This is a genomic window from Flavobacterium sp. LMO8, from assembly GCF_009495755.1.
GTDB lineage: Bacteria > Bacteroidota > Bacteroidia > Flavobacteriales > Flavobacteriaceae > Flavobacterium.
The window spans coordinates 714,952-737,526 of record NZ_WIBJ01000031.1; the positions used below are offsets into that span (position 1 = coordinate 714,952).

The window sequence follows — 22,575 nt, forward strand, 5'->3', positions numbered from 1 at the left end:
ATCGTTATTTTGTATAGGTATTGTTTAGGTTAAAATTAAATTTGCAAACAAATAAATTCGTTGTTTTTAAATATAACACAGTTTTTTTGCCGCTGCAATCAAAGTTTCATCGGTCTTTGCAAAACAAAAACGAAGCATGTGTCTGTCTGTAGCATCATTATAAAAAACTGAAATCGGAATAGAAGCTACACCGTGATTTACAATCAATTCTTTAGCAAAATCCACATCATTTTTAGTTGAGATTTGATTGTAATTCACCACCTGAAAATACGTTCCATCACAAGGCATTAATTCAAAACGGCTGTCTTTGATTAGGTTTTGAAACAAATCGCGTTTGCGTTGGTACATTTTTGAAACTTCGCTAAAATCAACCACATCCAAATATTCCGAAATCGCATGTTGCGAAAAACTATTCACACTAAATACCAAAAACTGATGCACTTTTTTCATTTCGTACATTAGATGTTCAGGAGCAATTAGATAACCTACTTTCCAACCCGTAACATGCAACGATTTTCCAAAAGAAGAAGCAATAATTGTTCGTTCTACTAATTTTGGACGTGTATTAAACGAAATATGCGGTTGCGAAAACGTAATGTATTCGTACACTTCGTCGCCCAAAATAAGAATTTGAGGATGTTTTTCTAAAATAGTTTCTAAAGATTCAAAGTCACTTTCTGTCCAAATTCTCCCAGTAGGATTGTGCGGATTATTGATGACAATCATTTTGGTTTTAGGTGAAATCGCACTTTCAATACGGTTGAAATTAGGAGTATAATCATCGTTTAATGAAACACGAACTGGTTTACCACCCGCTACCAAAACTGAAGGCTCGTAACTGTCATAACTTGGATCTAAAATCAACACTTCATCACCATGATTTACAAACGTGTTTATCGCTGTAAAAACGCCTTGTGTAGCGCCAGCGGTAATTAACATTTCATTTGTGGGATTGACTTTTCTACCGTATTGTTTTATCGTTTGTTTCGCAATTTTTTCCAATAACGAAGGTAAACCTGCCATTGGTGTATATTGATGAATGTTTTCTCGAATAATACGTTCCGAAATTTGAAGCAAACGTTCGTCTTCAGGGAAATTTGGAAATCCTTGTGATAAATTAATGGCTCTGTGCTCGTTCGCTAATTGCGACATTACAGAGAAAATACTGGTGGTGATGTTAGGTAGTTTTGACATGAGATAATTTATTGAAAACGAAAATGCAATTTAAATTTGGTTATATTGTTAATAATTTTCTTATTGATAATGAATTAACCACATAGAAACATAGTTAAAAAGATAGTTATAGACAATTCATTGTTACACATAGCTATGTTTTTTATTGCAAAGTGAAACGACTTTTAGAGTTTATGAATATCTATGTTTCTATGTGGTTTAAATTTTCAAAAATAAATTCAATTTGATTTTATAATTTTTCAAAAATATAAAAAATATACACGCTATAATTTCTTCAAATTACTTTATTTTGTGATTTAATTCAAAGATTTTGAAGATAATCATCCTAACACCGATGGAAATTGAGCGAGAAAAAGTCCTAAACGCTTTAGCTCGAATTCCTAATTTGAATCATACTTACGAAGTAATCGTTTCTGGAATTGGTCGTGAAAGTACGGCTAAGGCGATGATGCAAATGCCACCACACGATATTTGTGTGTTAATGGGTTTTGCCGCTGTAGTTGGAAAAGAAGCCCATTTACCCGATTATTTGCATTTAGGAAAACCCATCGAAATTACCAATGCTTCGTTATACGGTTACGAAGGCGGCTTGTTTGAAAATGGAAAACCCATTATCACCGAAAAGCCAAAGCTAAATTTACCTTGTTTGTCGTCTTTAACTTCCGATAAATTTGTAAGAACAACCGATTTAGCCGAAAAAACGGTTGTAAATATGGAAGATTACACCTTTAAATATTTGAAAAAACCACAAGATTTTATCGTGCGCATCATCTCCGATTTTTTACCTCACGAAACCGAAATCGACTTTTTTGAAGAAGTGAAAAGTATTGATTTTTTGGAAGGTGTAAAGGCAATGGATGAGCATATTTATAAGAAATTTTAAAATTTATTTGGAATATTGAAAAAATTAACCAAATCTTTGCATCAGAAAATTAATAACCTTTTAAAACGAAGAAAAATGTTTGTATTCAAATCATTACCTCAAAGCAATTCATCAGTGGGAACTGGTGTGGCTCTTCTTCGTGGCTTAACGCAATCATAGATAAAAAACATATATGAAAAAGCCCGAAGACATTTAGTTTCGGGCTTTTTTTTGTTTATTCTAGAACCTTCAAAAAATTTCCCGAAACGTATTCAAAAATATTGCAATGTGCTAAGTATGCCTTTTTGGTTTGCTGTAGTTCATTGTTATGAATCATTTTTAAAATAATCATGGGAAATAAACTATCTGGGAAAGACTTAATTAAATTAGGCTTCCCAAAAAATAATGCAATAAACATTGCCTTAGGGCAAATTAACAGATATCGAAAAAGAGAAAAAAAGGAAAGTATTTTAACCGAAGCCAAACAAGTATTGCTGCATCCAGAAAAATTCAAAGGAGATGGCACTTGGGGAAAAGTAGCGGAAGGTTTAGTAAATCCAGTTCAAGTAAAATTCAATCAATTGAAAACAACTCGAGCACCTTTTTCCATCTTTGGAGAAAACGAAATTGATGAACAAGCTAAGTTTCAATTGTACGATGCTTTAAAATTACCAATTTCGGTAAAAGGTGCTTTAATGCCCGATGCGCATTCAGGTTACGGATTACCAATTGGCGGTGTTTTAGCTACCGATAATGCAGTGATTCCATACGGAGTAGGAGTGGATATTGGCTGTAGAATGAGCTTGTCGATTTTTGATTTACCAGCGTCTTTTTTCAAAGGGAAAGACCATCAATTACAAGCCATTTTGAAAGACAATACCAAATTTGGAATGAGTGAAACGCATAAAGTTAAAGCCGATCACGAAGTGTTTTACAAAGACGAATTTAAAACCATTCCAGTTGTGAAACAGTTGTTAGACAAAGCGTACAAGCAATTAGGTTCATCTGGTGGAGGGAATCATTTTGTGGAATTCGGAATTGTGAAATTAGACAATCCATTGCCGGAATGGAAATTGGAAGCCAAAGAATACGTAGCGGTTTTATCGCATAGTGGTTCTCGTGGATTGGGTGCCAATATTGCTAAACATTATACGTATTTGGCAAGTAAGCAATGTCCGTTACCAAAAAATGTACAGCATTTAGCTTGGTTGGATTTGAATACGCATGACGGTCAAGAATATTGGATGGCTATGAATTTAGCGGGAGAGTATGCCAAAGCTTGTCATGAAGATATTCACAGAAGATTGGCTAAAGCTTTAGGAAAACGCATTGTGGTAACCATTGAAAATCATCACAATTTTGCTTGGAAAGAAATGGTGGATGGCAAAGAATGCATTGTGCACCGAAAAGGAGCAACACCAGCAGCTAAAGGGCAATTGGGAATTATTCCAGGTTCAATGACTGCGCCAGGATTTATTGTAATGGGTAAAGGAAACGAAGACAGTTTGCAATCGGCTTCTCACGGAGCGGGTCGTTTGTTTTCGAGAGCGAAATGTAAAGCTACTTTTACCCAAAGTCAGATTAAAAAAGTCTTGGCAGATAATGATGTGACGTTGATAGGTGGAAATATTGACGAGGCACCAATGGCGTACAAGAACATTCATACTGTTATGAATTTACAAACCGAATTAGTAGATGTGTTAGGAACTTTCACACCGAAAATTGTTAGAATGAACCGATAAGATGGAAAAGATAATTCAAATAACCTCAGGAAGAGGACCTGCTGAATGTACTTGGGTTGTGGCGCAAGTATTGAAAAAAGTGTTGCAAGAAGCAGAAGCTTTACAATTAAAAGCGACTGTTCTGCAACACGAAGCAGGTCAAGAAAATGGAACGGTAGCATCGGCTATGGTTCAAATTATAGGAAATGAAGCAGATGAGTTTGTTGCTTCATGGGTGGGAACCATTCAATGGATTGGAAAAAGTACGTTTAGAAAATTTCATAAGCGAAGCAATTGGTTTATTGGAATTTTTGAAGTAGATGCGATTCAATCTAGAGCATTTTCAGAAAAAGACATTCAATATCAAGCGATGCGAAGTTCTGGAGCGGGCGGACAACATGTAAATAAAGTCAGTTCTGCTATTCGAGCGACACATGTACCAACAGGAATTAGTGTGGTGAGTATGGATTCACGTTCGCAACATCAGAACAAGAAATTAGCTACTGAGCGTTTATTACTGAAACTAAATGAAGCCCAATTGAATCTTTTGAAACAACAATTTCAAAGTCAATGGACGAATCAATTAGCTGTAGAACGTGGAAATCCAATTCGAACTTTTGAAGGTTCTGATTTTAAGAAACTTAAAGTAGAAAAGAAATTTAAAGCTGTACGACAGCAATTAAAAAACGAATTAAAAAATGAAAAATATAGATAAATACTTGTTTCAGGCTTTAGATAATTATCCTTATTCTTTGGAAGAAACCATTGAATCTTTAGATTATGCCATGTCCTACGATGCGAAGAATACAACCGCTTTGTGTTTGTATGGAAGAATTCAAACAGAGCAATTGCTAAATTATGAAGAAGCAAAACGTTATTTTCAAGAAGCATTGGCGATTAATATAGATGCCGTAGCGGTATATCCATATTATATAGAAACCTTGCTTTTGAATGAAGATTATGAAGAAGCTTCTAAGTTAATTGACTTTGCAATGACAATAAAAGGCATTAATAAAATGGTGATTTTGTTAAAGAAAGTTCAATTGTTAGAACGTCAAGCAGCTATTAAAGAATCTTTAAAATTAATCGATGAGGTTAAATTGAATACGTTTACCAATGAAACTTACGAAACCGATGAGGTTGAAAAACGATTAAAGGCAAAAAAAGAACTTTTGAAACCTAAGAAAAAGGCGAAGTCTCAAAAAGCTAAGAAAATTAAAAAATAAGAAAACCAGCTGTGAGGCTGGTTTTTTTGGTATTTATTCAGATGTTTTAAATACATCTTCTCCGACTTTTTTGAAAAAGTGAAAGGGATTGATTTTTCAGAGGAAATTTAAGTTATTGATTCTAACTTAATTTTTTAGAATTTACATATAACCATACGAATATCCATCGGCAGATCCCTCTCTTTTTATTAATAGCCAATAAGGACCTGGAAAGAAATCACATTTTACAAACCAAATCCAATAATCATTAACGGATTCTCCATTTTCGGGTGGAAAAACACTAAAATCATAGGGTGAATTTTCACAATCAGAAGGTAATAAAGCAAATTTTAAATTTGAATCCGCATTTATAGTTTTGATAAGGGTGTTTTTTACAATTTCAGGCGAAGGATTATTTTCTAAACCAAATGCATCAGGTGCACTTGTAACCATATTATAAAAATTATCTGTGTTTTTTGTTTCTACAAATAATCCATTTAAACTTCTTTTAAATGCTTCTAAAATATCAATATTTGATGCTAAGTTTCCTTGTTTAGAAGCTTCAACTTCGTTTTCAATATACGGTTTGTTTATTGAAAAACTGCTTAATATTTCTTCAAATTTATTCATAATTGTTGATTTTTATTCTTCAATTAAAATTTTTAAAATCGTAATCGCAGCATCACTAATTTTTGTGCCTGGACCAAAAACCGCTACAGCTCCAGCGTCGAATAAGAATTGGTAGTCTTGTGCTGGGATAACTCCGCCCACAATTACCATAATATCTTCTCTTCCGTATTTTTTTAATTCTTCAATTACTTGTGGTACTAAAGTTTTGTGTCCCGCAGCTAAAGAAGAAACGCCTAAAATGTGTACGTCGTTTTCCACCGCTTGTTTTGCAGCTTCTTGTGGTGTTTGGAATAATGGTCCAATGTCAACGTCAAAACCTACGTCAGCATAACCTGTTGCTACTACTTTCGCTCCACGATCATGACCGTCTTGTCCCATTTTCGCTATCATAATACGTGGACGACGCCCTTCTTTCTTCGCGAAAGCATCAGCTAATTGTTTTGCTTTTTCAAAACTTTCGTCGTTTTTAATTTCTTTACTATACACGCCGCTAAAACTTCTAATTTGTGCTTTATATCTTCCGAAAACTAATTCTAAAGCATCACTAATTTCGCCTAATGTCGCTCTGTTTCGTGCTGCTTCTACTGCTAAAGATAGTAAATTTACACCGTTGTCATTCCCGTGTATATGGGAATCTGCGCTTTCGGTTAATTTTGCTAAACATTCGGCAACTTTAGCGTTATCGCGAGCCGCTTTAATTTGTTCTAAACGTTCAATTTGTTGTTTGCGCACCATTTGGTTATCCACATCCAAAATATGTAACGGATCTTCTTTTTCCAAACGGTATTTATTCACCCCAACAATAATATCTTGACTGCTATCGATACGTGCTTGTTTGCGTGCAGCAGCTTCTTCAATTCTTAGTTTTGGAATTCCTGCTTCAATGGCTTTAGTCATGCCACCAAGTGCTTCTACTTCTTCAATTAAAGCCCACGCTTTTTCAGCAATTTCAGCTGTTAAACTTTCTACATAATAACTTCCTGCCCATGGGTCAACTGTTTTACAGATTTTAGTTTCTTCCTGTAAAAAGATTTGTGTATTACGAGCAATTCGTGCTGAGAAATCGGTTGGTAAAGCAATCGCTTCGTCCAAAGCATTCGTGTGTAACGATTGTGTTCCTCCAAAGGCTGCTGCGGCTGCTTCAATCGCAGTTCGAGCTACATTGTTAAAAGGATCTTGTTCCGTTAAACTCCAACCCGAAGTTTGGCAATGCGTTCTTAAAGCCAATGATTTTTCGTCTTTTGGGTTGAATTGTTTCAATAATTTTGCCCAAAGCATACGACCGGCACGCATTTTTGCAATTTCCATAAAATGATTCATTCCAATCGCCCAGAAAAAAGAAAGGCGAGGAGCAAATGTATCAATATCCATTCCAGCCGCTAAACCGGTGCGAATGTATTCTAAACCATCAGCTAAAGTGTACGCCAATTCAATATCAGCAGTAGCTCCCGCTTCTTGCATGTGGTAACCCGAAATCGAAATCGAGTTGAATTTTGGCATATTTTTACTCGTATATTCGAAAATATCCGCAATAATTTTCATCGAAGGTGTTGGTGGATAAATGTAAGTATTTCGCACCATGAATTCCTTCAAAATGTCATTCTGAATTGTTCCTGATAATAGGTTAGGAGTAACGCCTTGTTCTTCCGCAGCCACGATGTAGAAAGCCATAATTGGTAAAACCGCACCATTCATCGTCATCGAAACCGACATTTCACCTAAAGGAATTTGGTCGAAAAGTACTTTCATATCTTCCACCGAGTCAATCGCAACTCCAGCTTTTCCAACATCACCAACCACTCGTTCGTGGTCTGAATCGTAACCTCTGTGTGTTGCTAAATCGAAGGCAACGGATAAACCTTTTTGTCCAGCCGCTAAGTTTCTTCTGTAAAAAGCATTACTTTCTTCCGCAGTAGAAAATCCCGCATATTGACGAATTGTCCATGGTCGGCGAACGTACATGGTAGCGTATGGTCCGCGTAAATTTGGTGCAAAACCAGCGCCAAAACCAAGATGCTCTAAATTAGAAATATCTTCTTTAGTGTAAGTTGGTTTTAACTCGATGTTTTCGGCTGTGGTGAAGTGTTGTTTTTCAGAAACTTCTAACTTCTGACTTCTAACTTCTAACTTTAAATGTTGTATATCTTTTCTCATGATTATTGCTCTTGAGATAATCGTTCTTGTTCTAATTTTTCAGCCAAACGTTTTTCGATAATCGGTGTGATTAACGTTTTTCTGGCGTTTTGTTTTACGAAAGGATACAATTCCAAATCGTTTTTCATTTGGTCGTTTTTGTTTGGATATTTGTTGGTTCCCAATAAAACTTCTTTCCCTGAATCGAAAAGTTCTTGTTCTTTTTGAGCACTTTCGTTGATTTTTCTTTGAATCGTTCCATCGATTAATTGCGAAATTAAACCGCCATTTTTCTCGATATCTTTGAATAATTCTAAAGCTTTTTCTGCTAATTGTTCCGTTAAGGTTTCAATATAATACGCGCCATCAGCAGGATTATTCACTTTGTCAAAATAACTTTCGTGTTTTAAAACTAACAATTGGTTTCTCGAAATTCTATCGCCAAACTCGTTGTCTTTGTGATAAATCGCATCGTAAGCTAAATTTGCAACAGCATCGGCTCCACCTAAAATTGCCGACATACATTCTGTAGTCGTACGCAACATATTTACGTTATAATCGTATAATGTTTTATTGCGTTTGGTTGGTGTTGCGATGATATGACAATCCAAATTATGATTGTATTCTGATGCTAAAGTATTGAATAAAAGACGTAATGCTCTTAGTTTTGCTATTTCGAAAAAGTAATTTGTTCCAACAGCAACTTCAATCGTAATGGGTTGGTTGATGGCTGGAATTCTATTGAAATATTCGTTTGCTTGTGCTAAAGTGTAAGCTAATTGTTGCACTATATTCGCACCAGCGTTTTGATAAATTCCGCTTGAAATAGTTAAAAATGGAACAGTTGTTTTTGAAGCAATTGTATTTAGTTTCTCAATATCTTTTTCAAGGTTTTCAAACCAATTTCCATCTTTTACTAATTGTCCGATTGGATCATTTTGGATAAAGATATTAGCTTTGTTTTTTGAAGCGAAATCATTGATATTATTCGTAAATTCAACAGAAAGAAAAGGTAAATTGAAATAATAATTTACATTCTCTAACGGAAGATTTTGCATTAATTCTTCAATTGAAACCGTATCATTTTCTAATGTAAAACGAACGCTTTCTGCTCCTCTCTGTAAAGTTTCAAGCGCACGAGCATTCGATTTTTTCACATCATGAACAAAAATATTTTGAACAATTGCAAAAGGTTTTGTTGGAACAATGGCGTCAAGATTTATTGCTGTTTCATCATTGTGATAAAACGGTTTTACTTTAATGCCTTCTGGACTTTCCCAAACTAATGTTTCGTTGTAATCAGCTCCTTTTAGTTCGTATTGAATTTGTTGCTTCCATTGTTTAGAAGAAACGGCTTCAAAATCGGAAAATAAATTATTGTTAGCCACGAATTATATTTTTAATTGTTACTAGTTGTTTTTTCAGATTCAGCTTTCTTTTCGCCTTCAAATTCTATGATGTAAATATCTTCGTTTTCGCGTTTCATATAATATTTTTCGCGAGCGTATTTTTCTACACGATCATCATTTTTAAGGTGTTTTATATTGGCACTGTCTTTTTTGATTTCGGTTTTGTAATACTGAATATTATCCTCAATTTCCTCAATTTCTTTATCTAAAACGCGGTGTTCTAAATAGGAGTAATTGTCAAAAAATAACATCCAAACAATAAAGAAAAGTAATACCAAAACATAACGGTTCACTAAAAACTTTAGGAACGGATAATTGGCAATTAAATTCTTTATTTTTTTCATTTTAAGCGATTCTTTGATTAATTACAGCTCGCACTACGTCGATAGCAACCGTGTTGTATTTGTCATTTGGAATGATAATATCAGCAAAAGCTTTTGTAGGCTCGATGAATTGCTCGTGCATTGGTTTTAACGTGTTTTGATAACGGTTTAAAACCTCTTCCATATCACGTCCACGTTCTGCAATATCACGTTTTAAACGACGAATTAATCGTTCGTCAGAATCGGCATGAACGTATACTTTAATGTCAAACATTTCCCTTAATTCTGGATTGGTTAGAATTAAGATGCCTTCAACAATCATTACTTTTCTTGGATGTGTGATGACTTTGTCGTCAGTTCTATCGTGAGTAACGAAAGAATAAACAGGTTGTTCAATTGTTTTTCCGGCTTTTAAGTCTTTTAAATGAGCAACTAAAAGTTCAAAATCAATCGCTCTTGGATGATCAAAATTAATTTTGGTACGCTCTTCATAGCTTAAGTGATGCGTTTCTTTATAGTACGAATCCTGAGAAATGATTCCCACTTCTGAAGAAGGTAACTCATTCATAATTTGATGTACTACTGTCGTTTTTCCACTTCCGGTACCGCCGGCAATTCCAATAATTAGCATAAAGATTCTTAGGTTGATTGTTTTAGCAAAAATAGAAATAATATTCTATGTGTTTTTTGTTTTGGTGAGAAAGTTTGGGAATAAATGCTAAAAAAATATAGGTTTTGGAACGCGGATAAAACAGATGCTTTGCATCGCAGATAGAAAACAGATTTTTATAAATGAAAAAAGACCCTCAATTGAAGGTCTTTTGTCGGGGTGGCAGGATTCGAACCTGCGGCCTCCTGCTCCCAAAGCAGGCGCGATAACCGGGCTACGCTACACCCCGAATTTGTGAGTGCAAATATAGAACTATATTGTTATTTTCAAAACGTTTTTTAAAAATAAATTTAGTTTATTATGAAATAGTGAATTCTAATCTATTTTTAAGAAATAATTTTAATTAAAAACTTACATTTGCTACTCTTAAAAGAATAAAGTTATGTCAAATACAATTGAAAAAGTAAAATGTTTAATTATAGGTTCTGGTCCAGCGGGTTATACTGCGGCTATTTATGCGGCTAGAGCGAATATGAATCCTGTTTTATATCAAGGACAACAACCGGGGGGTCAATTAACAACAACCAATGAAGTTGAAAATTTTCCTGGATATCCTGAAGGTGTAACCGGACCTGAAATGATGGTTCAGTTGCAAGAACAAGCAAAACGTTTTGGTTCAGATATTCGTGATGGATGGGCTACAAAAGTAGATTTCTCTGGAGATATTCATAAAGTTTGGATTAACGATACCATAGAAATTCACGCAGATACGGTAATTATTTCTACAGGAGCTTCTGCTAAATATTTAGGATTAGAATCGGAACAACATTATTTAAAATTAGGTGGTGGAGTTTCCGCTTGTGCGGTTTGCGACGGATTTTTCTATAGAAATCAAGAAGTAGTAATCGTTGGCGCAGGAGATAGCGCTTGTGAAGAAGCACATTACTTGTCTAAATTATGTAAAAAAGTAACGATGTTAGTTCGTAGTGATAAATTTAGAGCTTCTAAAATTATGGCTGAACGTGTTCAAAAAACAGAAAATATCGAAATTTTAATGCACACTGAAACAGAAGAAGTTTTAGGCGACGGTCAAGTAGTAACAGGAGTTAAAGCAAAAAATAGAGCTACTGGTGAAGTTGTTGAAATTCCAGCAACTGGATTTTTCGTAGCCATTGGTCACAAACCAAACACTGATATTTTTGCTGATTACATTACGTTAGATGAAACGGGTTACATCGTAAATGTACCAGGAAGTTCTAAAACAAATGTAGCAGGTGTATTTGTAGCAGGTGATGCGGCTGACCATGTATATCGTCAGGCTATTACGGCTGCGGGAACTGGTTGTATGGCGGCATTAGATGCAGAACGTTATTTAGCGGCGAAAGAGTAATATTTAAATTTTAAAATCATGAATGCTAAAAAAATCTTTTTATTGGTGTTTTTTATTGGTATCTCTGGATTAGTGTATTATTTTACAAATTCAAACAGTGCGTCATCTTTACCATTTCCAAAATTCGTCTCTTTAGACGAACAAAATATAGTTAGCTTTTACGATTGGGCTTTGATTGGTCCAAGTGGTGTTAGTAAAAATATGATTGCGGACGAAAAAAATGTGATTTTAATTCATATGTGGGATGTAAACGATCCAAATGTAGTGGAAGAATTAGAAACGTTGCAAACTATATATGATGAGTATAAAACCAAAGCACAGTTTTATTTTGTAACTAAAAATACCCAAATTGAAGTTCGAAATTTTATTGAGCAACATCAATTTACTTTCCCAGTATATTTTAGTTTGAGTCGAATTCCAAAACCTATGGAATTTACTTTTCCATCAAGTACTTATTTGTTAAGTAAAAAAGGAAGAATTGTAGTGGAATCTAAAGTAGCAACCAATTGGGATGACGATGCATTAAGGTTAGTTTTGAATAATTTGGTTAAGTAATAATGTAATAAATAAAAAAGCTCCTAGTTTTCACTAAGAGCTTTTGAAATTTTATGCTATCTACTAATAGTAGCTGTATCTTCTTACTTTAGCAATGTATTTTGCTAAACGAATAACTTGATGACTGTAGCCATACTCGTTATCATACCATACATACATTACAATGTTTTTTCCGTCTTCAGAAACAATAGTAGCATTGCTATCAAAAATAGCAGGAGCTGATGTTCCTACAATATCAGATGATACTAATTCATTGTTTAAAGAATATTTGATTTGCTCTACAAGATCTCCTTCTAAAGCATATTTTTTCATAATGTTGTTTACTTCTTCAATCGAAGTTGCTGTGCCAACTTCTAAATTTAAAACTACTAATGAACCGTTTGGAACAGGAACACGAATAGCGTTTGAAGTTAATTTACCTGCTAATGTAGGTAATGCTTTTGCGACAGCACTTCCAGCACCAGTTTCTGTAATAACCATGTTTAAAGCAGCAGCACGACCTCTACGGTATTTTTTGTGCATGTTGTCTACTAAGTTTTGGTCATTTGTGTAAGCGTGTATGGTTTCTAAGTGTCCTTTTATAACACCTAAAGTATCTTCAACAGCTTTTAAAACTGGAGTAATTGCATTGGTTGTACAAGAAGCTGCAGAGAAAATATTTACTTCATCTGGATTGTAATCTTCGTGATTTACTCCGTAAACAATATTTGGAATTCCTTTTCCGGGAGCCGTTAATAAAACTTTTTCAACACCATTTGAAACTAAATGTCTTTGTAAGGCTTCTTCATTAGTGAATGCTCCAGTGTTATCAATTAACAAAGCGTCTTCAATTCCGTAAGCAGTATAATCAATTTCTTCTGGTGAATTTGCAGTAATGATGTGAACGGTAGTTCCGTTAATCAATAAAGCATTGTTTTCTGGGTCAGCTATAACAGAACCTTGGAAATCGCCATGAACTGAATCATAACGTAATAAAGAGGCTCTTTTTTCTAATAAAACTGCATCATTTTTATCTCTTGTAACAATTGCTCTTAAACGTAATTGTTGTCCTTTTCCAATTTTAGACATGATTTCACGTGCTAATAATCGTCCAATTCTACCAAATCCATAAAGCACTACATCTTTAGGTTTGATTTCTTGAAAGTTTTTAGCGTTTTTTAACTTGTCGATAACAAATGCTTTTGCATCATTGTATTTATCATCTTCTAAATGATATTCATAAGTTAATTTTCCAATATCAATTCTTGATGGAGGTAAATCTAAATCAACAATAGCACTTGCAATTTCAACTGAATCAAAAACGTTGATTGGTTTTTCAACGAAAGCACCAGCATACTCGTGTAAATTGATGATTTCGCTTACGTTTTTGTCGATTAATTGATTGCGGAATAATACTAATTCGATTGATTTATCAAACCATAAATCACTTATGATTTTAATGAATTCTACACCTGCTTTTCTTCTGTCTGCTTGAAAAGCTAATTCTTTTTCGTATAAAGAAATATTGCTCATGTAAATATAATGTGTTGTTTTGTGGTGCAAAAGTATAGATTTCAATCGTTTTCGTGAAATTTTTTTAATAAAAAAACCAGACATTATTTTGTCTGGTTTTTTGAAGTCATTTTTTTAAAGAAATTCTTTACATGATTATGCTATACATTTGACCGTTTTTAGATATTAATTGATATCTAGCTTTTTGATTTTCTTTTTTAGCCAAATAGCTTGAAATGGTTTCCATATCTTTTGCTTTCATGCCATCAATACTTAAAATTACGGCACCATCTAAAATATCACTATATTCTGCATACTCAGGATTGTTAACTTTTTTAATCTTGATGCCTTCTTTAACGTTGAATTGTTTTTTATCTGTAGCATCTATATCTTCAAATTCAATTCCGTTGAATTCGTAATTTAAAATTTCTTTTTTGGTCAGTTTCACCGGAAGTGTTTTTTGTTTCCCATCACGTAAAACACTTACTTGAATAACATCATTTGGTCGTTTGGTATTTATATAGGCTGATAATTCAGAATAACTATTGATTTTTTTATTATCTAATTGTATAATAATATCTCCGATTTCTAAACCCGCTTTTTCAGCACCAGAATTTTTAGTTACTTTATTAATGTAGAATCCTTGCGTTTCTTTTATGCCTAATTCTTTAGCGTAATTCGAATTCAATTCGCCACCTTCAATTCCTAAAACACCTCGTTGTACATTACCAAATTGCATTAAATCTTCAATAATTTTTCGTGTTAAATTCGATGGGACAGCAAACGAATATCCCGCATAACTCCCTGTTGGTGAAGAAATCATCGTATTAATTCCGACTAATTCTCCACGAGTGTTTACCAAAGCACCACCGCTATTTCCTGGATTTACCGCAGCATCGGTTTGAATAAACGATTGAATACCATTGTTTGATAAATTTCGAGCTTTTGCCGAGACAATTCCAGCAGTTACTGTTGAGTTTAAGTTATACGGATTCCCAACTGCCAAAACCCATTCCCCCACTTTAATAGCGTCAGAATCACCAAAAACTACATAAGGTAATTTTTCATCCGCTTCAACTTTTAAAAGCGCGACATCCATTTTAGAATCGGTTCCGACTAGTTTTGCTTTATAAGATTTATTGTTGTTTAGTGTTACCTCTAATTCGGTTGCATCTTGTATTACATGATTGTTGGTTACGATATAACCATCTTCGGTAATGATAACTCCAGAACCGGTTCCGATTTGTGTTTGTTCCCTTGATCCTTGATAACCATAGAAAAATTCCATCAAAGGGTTGCTTGGAACTTTGGAAACACTCACGTTTTTTACGTGAACTACAGCGTGAATCGTGTTTTCGGCTGCTGCTGTAAAATCAATGTTTTCTGCGCCTAAATTTACATTTTTGGCATAATTAGGTGATGCAAGAGTTAGTTTTTCTGCATTATTTGGCTCTAAAAATAATTTGTAAGCACCTAATGTTACGGCTCCACTCAAGAGCGATACGAGAAATAAACTTCCAAATTTTTTCATAAGTATTAATTTTTGTTCACTCAAAATTATAACAAAAAATATTCCAAAAAATCACTTTAACGCTCGATTAACAATGTTTAACATCTTATTAATATTTGTACTTTTGTATAAACTAATTTGACAATGCAACTAACATTTTATAAATATCAAGGAACAGGGAACGATTTTGTAATGATTGATAATCGTTCTGACTTTTTTTCTAAAAATAACACCAAACTTGTCGAGCAATTGTGTGACAGAAGATTTGGCATTGGTGGTGATGGCTTGATTTTGTTAGAGAATCATCCACAATATGATTTTAAAATGGTTTACTATAATTCGGATGGGAATGAAAGTTCGATGTGTGGTAATGGTGGTAGATGTTTAGTAGCTTTTGCCAAACAAATGGGCGTTATCGAAAACAAAGCTGAGTTTGAAGCGGTTGATGGTTATCATTATGCAACAATAGATGCGGATGGAATCGTGGCACTTCAAATGAAAGATGTTGATACAATTAATCAACAAGAAAATTATACTTTTTTAAATACAGGTTCGCCTCATCATGTACAAGTAGTTGATGATTTAAAAATATTAGATGTAAAATCGGAAGGAGCAAAAATTCGTTATTCTGATTTGTATGGAAAAGCGGGAAGTAATGTCAATTTTGTGAGTCAATTGGAAAATGACATTTTTGCTGTTCGCACCTATGAACGTGGTGTAGAAGATGAAACTTTGTCATGTGGAACAGGAGTTACAGCAGTTGCAATCGCGATGCATCAAACAGGTATAACAAACAATAATATCATAGACTTAAACGTAGAAGGCGGAAAATTAAAAGTACAATTTGATGTCGATAACGGAAAATACACCAACGTTTTCTTAATCGGACCAGCAACTTTTGTTTTTGAAGGAAAGATTGATTTAGATTTTTGATTGAAGAGTAACGATTTTTGATTTTTGAACTTGTATTTGAACTTGTAATTGAAAATGATAACATTAAAAGGAACCAGCATATACCTACGCGCACTCGAACCCGAAGATTTAGAGTTTATCTATGCTATAGAAAACAACGAATCGGTTTGGGAAGTGAGCAATACGCAAACTCCATATAGTCGATTTTTGATTCGTCAGTATTTAGAAAATGCGCACCAAGATATTTATGAAGCCAAACAATTGCGCTTAGCTATTTGCTTAAATGATACTTTTGAAGCAGTAGGTTTAATCGATTTATTTGATTTTGATCCTAAAAATAATAGAGCAGGTGTGGGAATAGTTATTTCAAATGAAACTAATCGAAATTCAGGAATTGGTTCTGAAGCATTGCAGCTTGTAATCAATTATTCTTTCAATCAATTGCAATTACATCAATTGTATGCAAATATTGGTTCAAAAAATGAAATTAGTATTTCCCTTTTTACTAAATTTGGCTTTCAGAAAATCGGAGTAAAAAAAGATTGGAATAAAATCAACAATCAATACGAAGACGAAATGTTATATCAATTAATCAATCACAATTAAAAAAAAATAACCCTTTGAACGTAAAAAAACTTATTTCAATCATAGCTGTTGCCGGAATTGTAGTTGCAACAGCAGTTGGTGTTTATGTATATTTTAAAGCTTTTACACCTAATACACAGTTTTCACAAGACGAAGTTTATGTTTACATTCCTTCGAATTCAACTTATGAACAAGTAACCGAAATTGTAAAACCATTCATCAAAGATTTTGAAAAATTTGATTTTGTTGCCACATCAAGAAATTATAGTACGAATGTTAAAGCAGGAAAATTTCTTTTCAAAAAAGACATGACTAGTTTTGATATGGTAAGAAGTTTACGTTTAAATGTTCCTGTTAAAGTAGCATTTAACAATCAAGAAACGTTAGGTAAGTTAGTACAACGTTTAGCTACCCAATTAGAACCAGATAGCTTAAAATTAGATTTAGCGTTTACCAATTCACCTTTTCTAGAGGAAAATGGCTTAACAGAAGAAACTGTTTTAGCGCTTTTTATTCCAAATACGTATGAGTTTTACTGGAATACACCAGCTGAAAAAATCGCACAAAAATTAGCTAAAGAATACCAAATTTTTTGGAATAATGAGCGTACAGAAAAAGCAAAAGCGTTAGGTTTAACACCTATTCAGGTTTATACTTTAGCTTCAATTGTGCATAAAGAAACGGCAAAAGTAGATGAAAGACCAACAGTAGCTGGTGTTTATTTAAACCGTTTAAAACAAGACATGCCATTGCAAGCTGATCCAACCGTAATTTTTGCTATCAAAAAACGTTCGGGCGATTTTGACCAAGAAATTAAACGTGTTTTTTATAACGATTTACGAATTAATTCTCCTTACAATACTTATATCAACAAAGGATTGCCTCCTGGGCCAATTGCTATGCCTGATGTTTCAGCTATTGATGCGGTTTTAAATGCTACAAATCATGATTATATTTACTTCTGCGCAAATCCAGATAAGCCCGGTTATCATGCTTTTGCATCAAGTTACGAAGCGCATCAAGTAAATGCAAAAAAATATGCCGATTGGGTTAGTAAATTAGGTATTAATCGATAATTTCTGAAGCGAATGGTATGGGCGTTTTTGGTTTCCGTGTTCCTGCTTTTCGCTAAATCTTTTTTTTCAAAAATGGATATCGCTTCAATCAGGGCTATTTTGTTGTCCATTTTTCTGTTTGTTTCTGTTTTTTCTCAGGCGCAATCAAGTATCAATACTTTTTTAAAACCTTCGGATACTCTAAATAAGCCAAGAAGAACAGGAGTTTACATTGGTGAATCTGTTGCTTTGGGAGCTACTTTAATTGGTTTGAACCAACTTTGGTACAAAGATTATCCAAAATCTAGTTTCCATTTCATCAATGATAACAATCAGTGGTTGCAAATGGATAAATTAGGACACCTATATTCTACCTATCATTTAGGAAGGGTAGGAGCTGAAATGTTGCATTGGAGTGGCGCTTCAAAAAATGAGCAACTCATTTATGGCTCTACTTTAGGATTAGGATTTCTTACGGTAGTTGAGGTTTTTGATGGCTTTTCACAAGAATGGGGAGCTTCATCAGGTGATATAATTGCCAATGTTTCTGGAACGGCGCTATATGTTTCTCAAGAATTGCTTTGGAAAGAACAACGAATTACTCCAAAATTCTCCTTTCATCAAACTAAATTCGCTTCACAACGTCCAGAAACTCTGGGAGCATCCTTTAACGAAGAAATTTTAAAAGATTACAACGGTCAAACTTATTGGTTTTCGTTTAATGTTCATTCGTTTACAAAAGATAGATTTGTTCCAAAGTGGTTAAATCTAGCAATTGGTTATGGCGGTGAAGGTATGTTGTATGGAAAAGACGCAGAAGCTATTCAAAATAGTGTTTTTCAAAACCCATATCGTCAATTTTACCTAAGTTTGGATGTTGACTTAACGAAAATTACTACAAAATCACAATTTTTAAAGACACTTTTTTCGGTTTTTAACACAATAAAAATTCCAGCACCTACTTTGCAATACGATGAGTATAACGGACTTAAAGCGCACTTCATCTACTTTTAGGAATTATTAACATGCTGTAAATCAATATTGTAATTTTTTTTGTATATTTGCACCGGTAATTTCAGAAGGGTGACAGACGCTGAGAAATAACAATTCATGATAAAAAAAAGGTCTTACTTTATAGGATTGACACTCCTAGTCTTAGTCGTTTCTTCAGGTTTTATAACCTTTAAGAAAGAAAAATTAGAAGGATTTCATTTGTCGAACTCAGAGGTAATTAAATACCACGTTCCAAATGAATACGAAAACGAAGAGGTTTTACCAATTAAAGTGCCACAAGTTGGTAAATCTTTTATAGGTTTTGCTCAAAAAATGGCTTACAAAGAGTCAAGAGGTATATTACACTTAGTGAATCCATACGGATACATGGGTAAATACCAATTCGGAAGAAGTACACTGCGCACTGTAGGTATTTATGATTTTCAAGAATTTTTACGTAACGCTGAATGGCAAGATGAAGCATTTAAAGCTTTAATCGCTAGAAACAAGTGGGAATTACGTAAAGAAATTCAAAAATACTCAGGTAGAATCATTAACGGTGTTGAGATTACAGAATCTGGTTTAGTTGCTGCAGCTCATTTAGGTGGTGCAGGTTCAGTAAAAAAATATTTGAGAAGTAATGGGCGTAATGGTTTCAAAGATGGTTTTGGAACATCGTTATCAAGCTACATCAGAAAATTTTCAAATTACGATATTACGCACATCGAAGCAGATGCAAATGCTAAGGTAGATTTAGAGTAATTTTACATTTTGTGAATAATAAAAATACAAGGTCGATTATGTAAATCGGCCTTTTCTTTTTTCCATTCGTTAACCGTTTTGGTTTTGATGAATTCCGTTGGTAAAGTAATGTCACAAGCTACACATAAATAAGTACTTGGTTGTAAAATTTGCAACAAATCTTCCATCAATTTATTATTTCGATACGGAGTTTCAATAAACAATTGAGATTGATTTTTATCTTGCGACAAACGTTCAAAATTTTTCAACGCCTGCTTTTTATCGTTTTTATCGATTGGTAAATAGCCGTTAAAAGCAAAACTTTGTCCGTTCATTCCACTAGCCATCAAAGCCAATAAAATAGAACTTGGTCCTACTAAAGGCACAACTTGAATTCCTTTTTCATGAGCCAATTTCACAATTACAGCACCAGGATCTGCTACACCAGGACAACCAGATTCACTCATTAATCCGATGTTTTCACCTCTTAATAATGGTTGGATAAATTCGTTGTGTTCTGCAATTTCAGTATGTTTATTTAAGACTGAAATCTTTAAATCGGGTTGTTTTTTCTCAGGATGAATACTTTTGATAAATTTTCGAGCGGTTTTCTCGTTTTCAACAATATAATAATCTACGAAATCAATGGTTCTTTTTATGGTTTGAGGTAAAACATCTTCAGGAACTACCGAAGTTTCTCCAGGATTTGAAAGTGTAATAGGAATTAAATACAGTTTGCCTAAAGTGTTTGATTTCATGATTTATTTCTTAAGTTTTCTTGCAATTTCTTCACAAGCTTGGTCTAGCATGTCAAAAACATTTTCAAATCCGTCTTGACCTCCATAATAAGGATCGGGAACATCAACATTTTCGCCAGGAAAAATTTCGTTTAAAATCAGTTTGACTTTCGATTTCGCTTCTTCATTTGGTGCCAAAGCTAAAACATCTCTATAATTGGAATTGTCCATTACAAATATATGGTCAAAAGTATCAAAATCACTTTTTTTGAATTGTCTTGCTCGTTGATTGGTAATGTCTAAACCTCTATTTTTTGCTGTTGATATCGAACGTTTATCAGGTAATTCGCCTGCATGCCAACCGCCAGTTCCTGCTGAATCTACAATGAAATCTTCGGAAAGTTTAGAACGCATAATGCCTTCTGCCAAAGGAGAACGGCAAATATTTCCTAAGCAAACCATTAAGATTCTAGAAGCCATGAATTATAGCGATAATTTCTTGTTGATATCGTCAACGAATTTACGGAATTGTTTGTCAGTAGTAACTAAGTTATCAACCGTTTTACAAGCATGAAGAACCGTTGCGTGATCTCTATCTCCAATTTGCGAACCAATGTTTGCCAAAGAAGCTTTCGTAAACTTCTTAGCAAAAAACATCGCTAATTGTCTAGCTTGCACAACGTGACGTTTTCTAGTTTTTGACTGTAGAGTTTCAACATCTAATTGGAAATAATCAGAAACAATTTTCTGAATATAATCAATTGAAATTTCACGTTTTACGTTTTTAACGAATTTCTCAACTACTTGTTTTGCTAAATCAATTGTAACTTCACGTTTGTTAAAAGAAGATTGAGCGATTAAAGAAATAATAGCACCTTCTAATTCACGAACGTTAGATTTAATATTCTTAGCAACGTATTCAATAATTTCTTCTGGTATTTCTACTCCATCACGGAATAAAATGTTCTTTAAAATTGAAATACGCGTTTCGTAGTCAGGTTGGTGTAATTCTGCAGATAATCCCCATTTGAAACGAGATAGTAAGCGTTGCTCAATATCTTGCATGTCAACAGGTGCTTTATCAGAAGTAAGAATCACTTGTTTTCCGTTTTGGTGTAAGTGATTGAAGATGTGGAAAAATACATCTTGCGTTCCTGATTTACCGGATAAGAATTGAACGTCATCGATAATCAAAACATCAATTAATTGATAGAAGTGAATAAAATCGTTACGTGTGTTTTTCTTAACAGAATCGATATATTGTTGTGTGAATATTTCAGCTGAAATATACAACACGGTTTTTTCTGGATATTTATCTTTAATCTCAACCCCAATAGCATGTGCTAAGTGTGTTTTTCCTAATCCAACACCACCAAAAATTAATAATGGGTTGAAAGAAGTTCCACCTGGTTTATTAGCAACAGCCATACCAGCACTTCTTGCTAAACGGTTCGAATCTCCTTCAAGGAAATTGTCAAAACTGTAATTAGCATTTAGTTGTGATTCGATTTTTAAATTACGAATTCCAGGAATAACAAAAGGGTTTTTTAATTCTGGATTTTTATTCACAATTGGCACATCTACTTCCTGAGGTTTTACCGCTGTTCTGTTATAACTCGGAATTTGCTCAGTAAATGGAAGTTTATTGCCATAAGTGTTTTCCATCTTAATTTTATACAATAACTTTGCGCCTGGTCCTAATTCTTTAGTTAAGGCTACTTTTAATAATTTTACATAGTGTTCTTCTAACCATTCGTAGAAAAATTTACTAGGTACCTGAATAGACAACGCGTTATCGTTTAGCTCAACTGACTGAATAGGTTCAAACCAAGTCTTGTAAGCTTGATCTTGAATATTGTCTTTTATGAAAGACAGACAGTTATTCCATACCGATTGCGCAGTTTTTGTCATAAATTCATTTAATTATTACTTGTTTATTTTAGTTTTGTATAGGTTACAAAAGTGAAAAGAATGGATATTCTATTCGGATAATTTGGGATAGCAAATATGTGAACAAAATTCTGTAAAAAAAATTTTTTTGTACTTGATTTTTAAAAAAAAATATTGTAAGCCTTAAGGGATTTTTTTAAAGTTAATTTAATTTAGATTTAATATGAGAGAATATCAATTTAAAGTTCGTGTGCGTTATGCGGAAACAGATCAAATGGGAGTCGTTTATCACGGAAATTACGCACAATATTTTGAAATGGGACGAGTGGAATGGCTAAGAAATATGGGGGTTTCTTATAAATGGATGGAAGAAAACGGTGTAATGCTTCCAGTAGTTTCGTTATCAATGAATTATAAAAAACCTGCTCGTTATGACGACTTGCTAACTGTTAAAACTATATTAAAAAGTCAGACTTCAGTAAAGATAGAATTTGACTACGAAATTTATAATGAGGCAAATGAGTTGTTAACAACGGGCTACTCCATGTTGGTGTTTGTAGACATGAAAACAGGACGTCCAATGTTGCCTCCAAATTATGTTTCGGAGAAGATAAATGCATTGTGAAATT

Annotated in this window: 23 protein-coding genes and 1 tRNA gene; 12 read left to right on the forward strand and 12 right to left on the reverse strand. The window is 33.8% G+C overall.

The features are described 5' to 3' along the window. Positions 1–66: 66 nt before the first annotated feature. Positions 67–1,194: a methionine aminotransferase gene (locus GFJ94_RS11130; protein ID WP_153201586.1), complete on the reverse strand. Its 1,128-nt coding sequence runs from the start codon at positions 1,192–1,194 to the stop codon at positions 67–69. A gap of 310 nt (positions 1,195–1,504) precedes the next feature. Here GFJ94_RS11130 and GFJ94_RS11135 point away from each other — a divergent pair, with 310 nt between their 5' ends. From GFJ94_RS11135 to GFJ94_RS11150, 4 genes are all read left to right on the forward strand, one after another. After that, the gene (locus tag GFJ94_RS11135; RefSeq protein WP_238989461.1) at positions 1,505–2,077 is read left to right on the forward strand and encodes a hypothetical protein; all 573 of its coding nucleotides are present in this window, start codon (positions 1,505–1,507) and stop codon (positions 2,075–2,077) included. Between the two features lie 329 nt (positions 2,078–2,406). Further along, a complete protein-coding gene (locus GFJ94_RS11140) occupies positions 2,407–3,798 on the forward strand; it encodes an RtcB family protein (protein ID WP_153201587.1) in 1,392 nt (463 codons plus the stop codon). 1 nt (position 3,799) lies between these two features. Beyond that, entirely contained in the window at positions 3,800–4,492 is a 693-nt protein-coding gene (gene prfH / locus GFJ94_RS11145) for a peptide chain release factor H (protein WP_153201588.1), read from the forward strand. Next, positions 4,476–5,003, forward strand: coding sequence for a hypothetical protein (locus tag GFJ94_RS11150; RefSeq protein WP_153201589.1), 528 nt, complete (start codon positions 4,476–4,478; stop codon positions 5,001–5,003). Before prfH ends, GFJ94_RS11150 begins: the two co-directional genes overlap by 17 nt. 141 nt (positions 5,004–5,144) lie before the next feature. On the opposite strand, the gene GFJ94_RS11155 is transcribed toward GFJ94_RS11150, so the two are convergent. From GFJ94_RS11155 to GFJ94_RS11180, 6 genes are all read right to left on the reverse strand, one after another. Next, entirely contained in the window at positions 5,145–5,612 is a 468-nt protein-coding gene (locus GFJ94_RS11155) for a hypothetical protein (RefSeq protein ID WP_153201590.1), read from the reverse strand. 12 nt (positions 5,613–5,624) lie between these two features. Further along, positions 5,625–7,769 (reverse strand): methylmalonyl-CoA mutase, encoded by a 2,145-nt coding sequence (gene scpA, locus GFJ94_RS11160; protein WP_162523856.1) that lies wholly within the window; start codon positions 7,767–7,769, stop codon positions 5,625–5,627. Next, on the reverse strand, positions 7,769–9,133 hold the full coding sequence (locus tag GFJ94_RS11165) for a methylmalonyl-CoA mutase family protein (RefSeq protein WP_162523845.1): 1,365 nt from the start codon (positions 9,131–9,133) through the stop codon (positions 7,769–7,771). The genes scpA and GFJ94_RS11165 overlap by 1 nt, the downstream gene beginning before the upstream one ends. A gap of 11 nt (positions 9,134–9,144) precedes the next feature. Then, a complete protein-coding gene (locus GFJ94_RS11170; protein WP_153201592.1) occupies positions 9,145–9,498 on the reverse strand; it encodes a septum formation initiator family protein in 354 nt (117 codons plus the stop codon). Between the two features lies 1 nt (position 9,499). Then, the gene (gene udk, locus GFJ94_RS11175; protein ID WP_153201593.1) at positions 9,500–10,108 is read right to left on the reverse strand and encodes a uridine kinase; all 609 of its coding nucleotides are present in this window, start codon (positions 10,106–10,108) and stop codon (positions 9,500–9,502) included. A 193-nt stretch (positions 10,109–10,301) separates the two neighbouring features. Beyond that, positions 10,302–10,376 (reverse strand) — tRNA-Pro (locus GFJ94_RS11180). A gap of 153 nt (positions 10,377–10,529) precedes the next feature. Between GFJ94_RS11180 and trxB the strand changes: the two genes are divergently transcribed. Together trxB and GFJ94_RS11190 are read left to right on the forward strand one after the other, a co-directional pair. Continuing rightward, on the forward strand, positions 10,530–11,477 hold the full coding sequence (trxB, locus tag GFJ94_RS11185; protein WP_153201594.1) for a thioredoxin-disulfide reductase: 948 nt from the start codon (positions 10,530–10,532) through the stop codon (positions 11,475–11,477). Positions 11,478–11,495: 18 nt separating this feature from the next. Next, on the forward strand, positions 11,496–12,032 hold the full coding sequence (locus tag GFJ94_RS11190) for a peroxiredoxin (RefSeq protein WP_153201595.1): 537 nt from the start codon (positions 11,496–11,498) through the stop codon (positions 12,030–12,032). Positions 12,033–12,095: 63 nt separating this feature from the next. Here GFJ94_RS11190 and GFJ94_RS11195 read toward each other — a convergent pair whose 3' ends face one another. Continuing rightward, positions 12,096–13,544 carry a glyceraldehyde-3-phosphate dehydrogenase gene (locus GFJ94_RS11195; RefSeq protein WP_153201596.1) on the reverse strand — a complete coding sequence of 483 codons (1,449 nt, stop codon included), beginning with the start codon at positions 13,542–13,544 and terminating at the stop codon, positions 12,096–12,098. Positions 13,545–13,671: 127 nt separating this feature from the next. Then, a complete protein-coding gene (locus GFJ94_RS11200) occupies positions 13,672–15,054 on the reverse strand; it encodes a Do family serine endopeptidase (protein WP_153201597.1) in 1,383 nt (460 codons plus the stop codon). Positions 15,055–15,177: 123 nt separating this feature from the next. On the opposite strand from GFJ94_RS11200, the gene dapF reads away from it, so the two are divergent. From dapF to GFJ94_RS11225, 5 genes are all read left to right on the forward strand, one after another. Further along, complete coding sequence (gene dapF / locus GFJ94_RS11205) at positions 15,178–15,966, forward strand: diaminopimelate epimerase (RefSeq protein ID WP_153201598.1); 789 nt, start codon at positions 15,178–15,180, stop codon at positions 15,964–15,966. Between the two features lie 54 nt (positions 15,967–16,020). After that, positions 16,021–16,551 (forward strand): GNAT family N-acetyltransferase, encoded by a 531-nt coding sequence (locus GFJ94_RS11210; protein WP_153201599.1) that lies wholly within the window; start codon positions 16,021–16,023, stop codon positions 16,549–16,551. Between the two features lie 14 nt (positions 16,552–16,565). Further along, positions 16,566–17,606, forward strand: coding sequence for an endolytic transglycosylase MltG (gene mltG, locus GFJ94_RS11215; protein ID WP_153201600.1), 1,041 nt, complete (start codon positions 16,566–16,568; stop codon positions 17,604–17,606). A gap of 72 nt (positions 17,607–17,678) precedes the next feature. Next, positions 17,679–18,599, forward strand: a complete 921-nt coding sequence (locus GFJ94_RS11220; protein ID WP_153201601.1) for a DUF2279 domain-containing protein — start codon at positions 17,679–17,681, stop codon at positions 18,597–18,599. A gap of 96 nt (positions 18,600–18,695) precedes the next feature. Then, positions 18,696–19,340, forward strand: a complete 645-nt coding sequence (locus GFJ94_RS11225) for a peptidoglycan-binding protein LysM (protein WP_153201602.1) — start codon at positions 18,696–18,698, stop codon at positions 19,338–19,340. A gap of 2 nt (positions 19,341–19,342) precedes the next feature. Here GFJ94_RS11225 and GFJ94_RS11230 read toward each other — a convergent pair whose 3' ends face one another. From GFJ94_RS11230 to dnaA, 3 genes are read right to left on the reverse strand one after another with little or no spacing between them, the layout of a single operon-like run. After that, entirely contained in the window at positions 19,343–20,077 is a 735-nt protein-coding gene (locus GFJ94_RS11230; protein WP_153201603.1) for an SAM-dependent methyltransferase, read from the reverse strand. A gap of 3 nt (positions 20,078–20,080) precedes the next feature. Further along, positions 20,081–20,536 (reverse strand): low molecular weight protein-tyrosine-phosphatase, encoded by a 456-nt coding sequence (locus GFJ94_RS11235; RefSeq protein ID WP_153201604.1) that lies wholly within the window; start codon positions 20,534–20,536, stop codon positions 20,081–20,083. Positions 20,537–20,539: 3 nt separating this feature from the next. Next, complete coding sequence (gene dnaA, locus GFJ94_RS11240; RefSeq protein WP_153201605.1) at positions 20,540–21,967, reverse strand: chromosomal replication initiator protein DnaA; 1,428 nt, start codon at positions 21,965–21,967, stop codon at positions 20,540–20,542. Between the two features lie 202 nt (positions 21,968–22,169). Here dnaA and GFJ94_RS11245 point away from each other — a divergent pair, with 202 nt between their 5' ends. Continuing rightward, on the forward strand, positions 22,170–22,571 hold the full coding sequence (locus GFJ94_RS11245) for a thioesterase family protein (RefSeq protein ID WP_153201606.1): 402 nt from the start codon (positions 22,170–22,172) through the stop codon (positions 22,569–22,571). The last annotated feature ends 4 nt before the right edge of the window (positions 22,572–22,575 follow it).